This is a genomic window from Curtobacterium sp. MCLR17_059, from assembly GCF_003234665.1.
In the GTDB taxonomy this organism is placed as follows: domain Bacteria; phylum Actinomycetota; class Actinomycetes; order Actinomycetales; family Microbacteriaceae; genus Curtobacterium; species Curtobacterium flaccumfaciens.
This window is the reverse complement of record NZ_QKSU01000009.1, coordinates 170,925-176,924: the sequence shown is the minus strand read 5'-3', so window position 1 is coordinate 176,924 and position 6,000 is coordinate 170,925. Positions and strand designations below refer to the sequence as shown.

Annotated in this window: 5 protein-coding genes; 2 read left to right on the top strand and 3 right to left on the bottom strand. The window is 71.0% G+C overall.

All coding sequences use genetic code 11. The features are described from left to right. Window positions 1-512: hypothetical protein (locus DEJ12_RS13490; RefSeq protein WP_220038109.1), on the top strand; the 512-nt coding region annotated here is incomplete at its 5' end. A 7-nt stretch (window positions 513-519) separates the two neighbouring features. Here DEJ12_RS13490 and lepA read toward each other — a convergent pair. Together lepA and DEJ12_RS13480 are read right to left on the bottom strand one after the other, a co-directional pair. Next, window positions 520-2,367, bottom strand: coding sequence for a translation elongation factor 4 (lepA, locus tag DEJ12_RS13485; protein WP_017886664.1), 1,848 nt, complete (start codon window positions 2,365-2,367; stop codon window positions 520-522). A 291-nt stretch (window positions 2,368-2,658) separates the two neighbouring features. Next, window positions 2,659-3,825, bottom strand: coding sequence for a pyridoxal phosphate-dependent aminotransferase (locus DEJ12_RS13480; RefSeq protein ID WP_111030360.1), 1,167 nt, complete (start codon window positions 3,823-3,825; stop codon window positions 2,659-2,661). A 222-nt stretch (window positions 3,826-4,047) separates the two neighbouring features. On the opposite strand from DEJ12_RS13480, the gene rpsT reads away from it, so the two are divergent. Further along, entirely contained in the window at window positions 4,048-4,308 is a 261-nt protein-coding gene (rpsT, locus tag DEJ12_RS13475) for a 30S ribosomal protein S20 (protein ID WP_017886662.1), read from the top strand. A 189-nt stretch (window positions 4,309-4,497) separates the two neighbouring features. Here the strand turns inward: rpsT and holA are convergent, their stop codons facing one another. Beyond that, window positions 4,498-5,517, bottom strand: a complete 1,020-nt coding sequence (holA, locus tag DEJ12_RS13470) for a DNA polymerase III subunit delta (RefSeq protein WP_111030359.1) — start codon at window positions 5,515-5,517, stop codon at window positions 4,498-4,500. Window positions 5,518-6,000: the final 483 nt, after the last annotated feature.

Genomic DNA, 6,000 nt, shown 5'->3' with positions numbered 1-6,000 from the left:
GCTATCGTCAGCAGGTGCCCCGCCCCACCCCCGCCCGCCCGCGGTCCGTCGACCGCCGGACCGCCGTCCTCGCCGCGCTCACGCTCGTCGCGTTCGGCGTGGCGGCGACCGCCCGGGTGCTGGTGGACGTGACGACCTCGGCCGCAGCGTCACCCGCGCGGTACGCCACCGCCGCGATCGCCCCCGAGTCGTGGAACGGCTTCGACACCGCGAACGTCATCGCCGCCGTCGGGGCGAGCTGCGCCGGCGCCGGGGTGCTGCTGTTCGGTGCTGCGCTGGTGTCGGCGGTGCGGCGTGATCGCGGCCGCCGGCTGGCGCTGGCCCTCGCGGTCGTGACGCTCGCGATGGTGGTCGGTGCCGTGGTCGCCGGGGTGGCCTCCGGCGAGCAGACCGACTTCGACGCGGCTGCCCACTGGGCCATCCTGCGGACCGCACTGGCGGGACTGGCCGCAGCGAGCCTCCCGGCCCTCTGCCTGGCCGCCCTGCGGGCCCGCGCCCGCCGGACCGGCTGACGCGGCGCTACTTCTTCTTCTCTTCGACGTCGCCGGAGAGCGCCGCGATGAAGGCCTCCTGCGGGACCTCGACCCGACCGATGGTCTTCATGCGCTTCTTACCCTCCTTCTGCTTCTCGAGGAGCTTGCGCTTGCGGGTGATGTCACCGCCGTAGCACTTCGCCAGGACGTCCTTGCGCATCGCGCGGATGCTCTCGCGGGCGATGATGCGGGCGCCGATGGCAGCCTGGATCGGCACCTCGAACTGCTGGCGCGGGATGAGCTTGCGGAGCCGCTCCGTCATGAGCGTGCCGTAGGCGTACGCCTTGTCGCGGTGCACGATCGCGCTGAAGGCGTCGACCTGGTCGCCCTGCAGCAGGATGTCGACCTTGACGAGGTCGGCGGCCTGGTCGCCAGTGGGCTCGTAGTCGAGCGACGCGTAGCCCTGGGTCTTGCTCTTCAGCTGGTCGAAGAAGTCGAAGACGATCTCGCCGAGGGGCATCTCGTAGCGGATCTCGACGCGGTCCTCGCCGAGGTACTCCATGCCGAGCAGGGAGCCGCGGCGCTGCTGGCAGAGCTCCATGATCGCGCCGACGTAGTCCTTCGGGGCCAGGATCGCGGCGCGGACCATCGGCTCGCGGACCTCGACGATGCGCCCGGTCGGGAACTCCGAGGGGTTCGTGACCTCGGTCACGGCGTTGTCCTCGGTCGTGACCTCGTAGATGACGCTCGGGGCCGTGGTGATGAGGTCGAGGCCGAACTCGCGGGACAGCCGCTCCGTGATGATCTCGAGGTGCAGCAGTCCGAGGAACCCGCAGCGGAACCCGAAGCCGAGCGCGACCGAGGTCTCCGGCTCGTAGACCAGTGCGGCGTCGGAGAGCTTGAGCTTGTCGAGCGCCTCGCGGAGCACCGGGTAGTCGCTGCCGTCGATCGGGTACAGGCCCGAGAACACCATCGGCTTCGGGTCCGTGTAGCCGGGCAGCGCCTGGGTCGCGGGCTTCTGCGCGCTCGTGACGGTGTCGCCGACCTTGGACTGGCGGACGTCCTTCACACCGGTGATCAGGTAGCCCACCTCGCCGACGGACAGCCCCTTCGTGGGCTTCGGCTCCGGGCTCGAGACCCCGATCTCCAGGATCTCGTGCGTCGACTTGGTCGACATCATCTGGACCTTCTCGCGGGGCGAGATGGTGCCGTCGATCATGCGGACGTAGGTGACGACGCCGCGGTAGCTGTCGTAGACCGAGTCGAAGATCATCGCGCGGGGCGCCGCTTCGGCGTCGCCGACGGGGGCCGGAACACGACGGACGACCAGGTCGAGGAGCTCGGGCACCCCGACGCCCGTCTTGCCGGACACCCGGAGGACGTCCTCGGGCTTGCCACCGATGAGCTGTGCGAGCTCGGCGGCGTACTTGTCCGGTTCGGCCGCCGGCAGGTCGATCTTGTTGAGGACCGGGATGATCTCGAGGTCGTTCTCGAGCGCCAGGTACAGGTTCGCGAGCGTCTGCGCCTCGATGCCCTGGGCGGCGTCGACGAGCAGGATCGCGCCCTCGCAGGCGGCCAGGGAGCGCGAGACCTCGTACGAGAAGTCGACGTGCCCGGGGGTGTCGATCATGTTCAGCGCGAAGGTCTCACCGTCGAGTTCCCACGGCATGCGCACGGCCTGCGACTTGATCGTGATGCCGCGCTCGCGCTCGATGTCCATGCGGTCGAGGTACTGCGCACGCATCGCGCGGTCCTCGACGATGCCGGTGATCGACAGCATGCGGTCGGCCAGCGTCGACTTGCCGTGGTCGATGTGCGCGATGATGCAGAAGTTGCGGATCGCGTCGGCCGGGGTCGCTGCGGGCTCCAGCGGTGCGGATGCTTGTGGGCTCACGGTTCCTCAGGTGGGTCGGACGGTCGCAACAGTCTCCCACGCTTCACCCGACCTGGAGGCACGGCGCGCGTCCGCCACGCACGGTGCGCGTTCGGTGCTTGTTTGGTGCGCCCTCGCGCCGGCGTGCTGGACCCCGCACGGTGCGAGGGCGGCGGGGCCGTGCGCAGTCGACCGCCCGGTGGCCGGATGCTGCGCGGCACGGGGCGAGCACCCTCGCACCAGGTGGAGGACCACGCACCGTGCGCCGTCCTGCTGACCGGCACCGGGCCTCCTGGCCGTGTGGACCGCGCGTCAGACGGTCGCGTGCGCCGGAGCCGGCAGGGCACCGAGGCCGCGCCGGAGGTCCTCCGCGGTGGCTGCGAGGCAGACGCGGATCCAGCCCTCGCCGGTGCGTCCGAAGGCGCTGCCCGGTGCGACGGCGACCCGCTCGCGCTGCAGGAACCCGAGCGCCCACTCGGCGATGTCCCCGTCGGAGGCGTGCGACATGTCGACCCACAGGTAGAACGCCCCGCGCGGGTCGAGGTACCGGATGCCGGCGGCGTCGAGCGTCTCCTTCGCGACCTCGAGGTTCGCGCGGTAGTGCTCCCGGGCGTCGCGCACCGCGGAGTGGTCCCCCACGATCGCCGCGAGGGCCGCGTACTGGTCGGGTTCGGCGACACAGCTGATCATGGCCTCCTGCGTGGTCCGCATCGTCGCGCCGAGCCCCTTCGGCGTGACGAGGTAGCCGACGCGGACGCCGGTCATCGCGTACGTCTTGCTGAGCGAGAACGCCGAGAACACGCGGTCGTCCTCGTCGAGCGCCGCCAGGCTGACGTGCCGGGTGCCGTAGGTGAAGTACTCGTAGACCTCGTCGCTGATGACCCAGAGGTCGTGCCGCTTCGCGAAGGCCAGCAGCGCGCGCAGGGTCTCCTCGCCGAAGACCGAGCCGAGCGGGTTCGACGGCGAGTTGACGATCAGCACCCGGGTGCGTTCGGTGACGCTCGCCTCGAGGGCCTGCAGGTCGGGCTCGAACCCGTGCTGCGGCTCCAGCCGGTACGGCACCGGGGTCGCCCCGATGATGTGGGCGTTCATCGTGAAGGTCGTGTAGCCGGGGTCGGGCACGAGCACCTCGTCGCCCGGGCTCAGCGTCAGCGTCATCGCCTGGAACAGCGCCTGCGTCGCACCGATCGTCATCCAGATCTGCTCGAGGTCGGCCTCGATCCGGTTCTCACGGCGGAGCTTGTCGCGGACGGCTTCGCGGAGGGGCGCGATCCCGCCGTTCGGGGTGTACCCGGTGCGGTCCTCGGTCCAGGCACGACGGGCAGCCTCACCGATGTGCGGCGCCACCGGGACGTCCGGCTCGCCGATCACGAGCATCGTGACGTCCGTGCCGCTCGACTGCAGCAGGGCTGCCTGCTCGAAGACCCTCCGGATGCCGGAGGCGGGCACGGTGTCGATGCGCGGTGCGAGGGAGGGCATGTCCGTCACGGTATCCGGTGCGTGTTGCCGTGGGGTTTCGGCGCGGTCGGCCGCGGGGTTCCGCCGATCCGGCGGTGTTTCGTGCTTTGGTGGCAGCCCGCTTGCCTGGTAGTGTTGGTGGCTGGCTTCCGCGTTCCCCGCCCACGGGTGGAACGCGATGCGACCAAGGGCCCCTCTACCCTGCGGTCGCGCCCACCCGTACGAGACGAGCAGGAGCAATTCATGGCGAACATCAAGTCGCAGATCAAGCGCATCAAGACCAACCTCAAGGCCACCGAGCGCAACAAGGCCTACAAGTCGGAGCTCAAGACGCACATCCGTCGTGCCAACGACGCCGTCGCCGCCGGCGACAAGGACAAGGCCGTTGCCGCCCTGGCCCTCGCGTCGAAGAAGCTCGACAAGGCCGTGAGCAAGGGTGTCATCCACAAGAACCAGGCCGCGAACCGCAAGTCGGCCATCGCGAAGAAGGTCTCGTCGCTCTGACGTCCTGACCCTTCTGGTCCGAAGGCCCCGCACCGTTGGTGCGGGGCCTTCGTCGTGCGTGGGGGGGGCGCTGCGCGCGTGGGCTCTCGAGTGAGCAGAAGACGACGAGTTCCCCGGGATCACACGTCGTCTTCTGCTCACTCGACGACGCGGGACGGCGCGCGGGACAGCCGGGAGGCCCGACTCGCCTCAGCGGGGCTCGCCGCGTCGGGCGATGGTGCGGACCATGACCTCGAGCGCGTAGTGCGCGTCGCGCGAGCCACCCTTCACCGCGGTGTCCGCCTCGGCGATGCTGATGATCGCGTTCGCCAGCCCGGACTCGCTCCAGCCGGCGACGTCACGCTGCGCGCGCTGCACCTGCCACGGCGCCATGCCGAGCGCCGAGGCCGCCTGCCCGCTCGGACCCCGGAAGGCGCTGACCTTCGCCATCGTGCGGATCTTGCTCGCGAACGCGGCGACGATCGGCACGGGTGCCTCGCCGGTGGCCAGGGCGTGCCGCAGCTCGACGATCGCCGGTGCCGACCGGCCCGCGAGCGCGATGTCGGCGACCTTGAACGCGTTCGTCTCGACGCGACCGCCGTAGTACTTGTCGACGACCTTGTCGGTGATCTCCTCGTCCTCGTCCGCCAGGAGCTGTCGGCACGCGGCGGCGAGTTCGGCGAGGTCGTCGGCGAACGCGGTCACCAGGGTCCGGACGGCGGAGGGCGCGATCCGGCGGCGTGCGGCGCGGAACTCGGCGTTCACGAAGTCGATGCGGTCGGTCTCGCGCTTGAGCTCGTCGCACAGCACCTCGACCCCGCCGCCGACACCGCTGCGGATCGTGTCGAGGAGCTTCTTGCCGCGCACACCACCCCCGTGCCGGAGCACCAGGGTGACGTCGTCGGCGGGGGCCTGCAGGTACGAGATCGTCTCGGTGATGAAGGCGTCGGTGCACTTCTCGACGTTCGTGACCTGCACGAGTCGCGGCTCGCCGAACAGCGACGGGCTGGCGAGGGTGGCGAGGAGCCCGGGGGCGTACTGGTCGGCTTCGAGGTCGTGCACCTCGAGCGCGGGGTCCTCGCCCTGCAGCAGGTCCTTCAGCACACCGCGGGCGCGGTCGGCGAGGAACGCTTCGGGCCCGGTGATGAGCACGACGGCCGCCGGACGGATCCCCGACCAGGGCACCTGGTCGATCTTCGCTGCGGCGCGCGCGGGCTTCTTGGCGGCCATGTGGTCCTTCCGGTGGTGCCGGCCCGGACGGTGCCGGGTCGAGTGGTGCACCGTCGATCCTACGGGCGGCCGCCGACGACGAGCGCTCCGTCCACACCCGCACCTCGTCGCTGCCGGACCGGGCGAGCACCACGGTGCCGAGCTCGTCGGTGCGGAGCGGCAGCGTGCCCACGGCCTCGAGCATGCCGAGGGCCGATGCCGTCGGGTGTCCGTAGGTGTTGTCCGCGCCGACCCCGACGAGCCCGACCCGCGCCGTGAGCCCCCGGTAGAGCTGCGGGTCCTGGTCCGCCGAGCCGTGGTGCGCCACCTTCACGACGTCGACCGGCCCCACCGGCAGCTCCCCGGCGTTCCGGAGCCGACGCTGCGACGACTCCCCCAGGTCGCCGAGGAAGACCCCGGTCAGGCACGCCGGACAGGAGTCTCCGTCGGCCGGCCCCGTGGCAAGCACGATGCTCGCGTCGTTGCCGGCGGCACGGTCGCCGA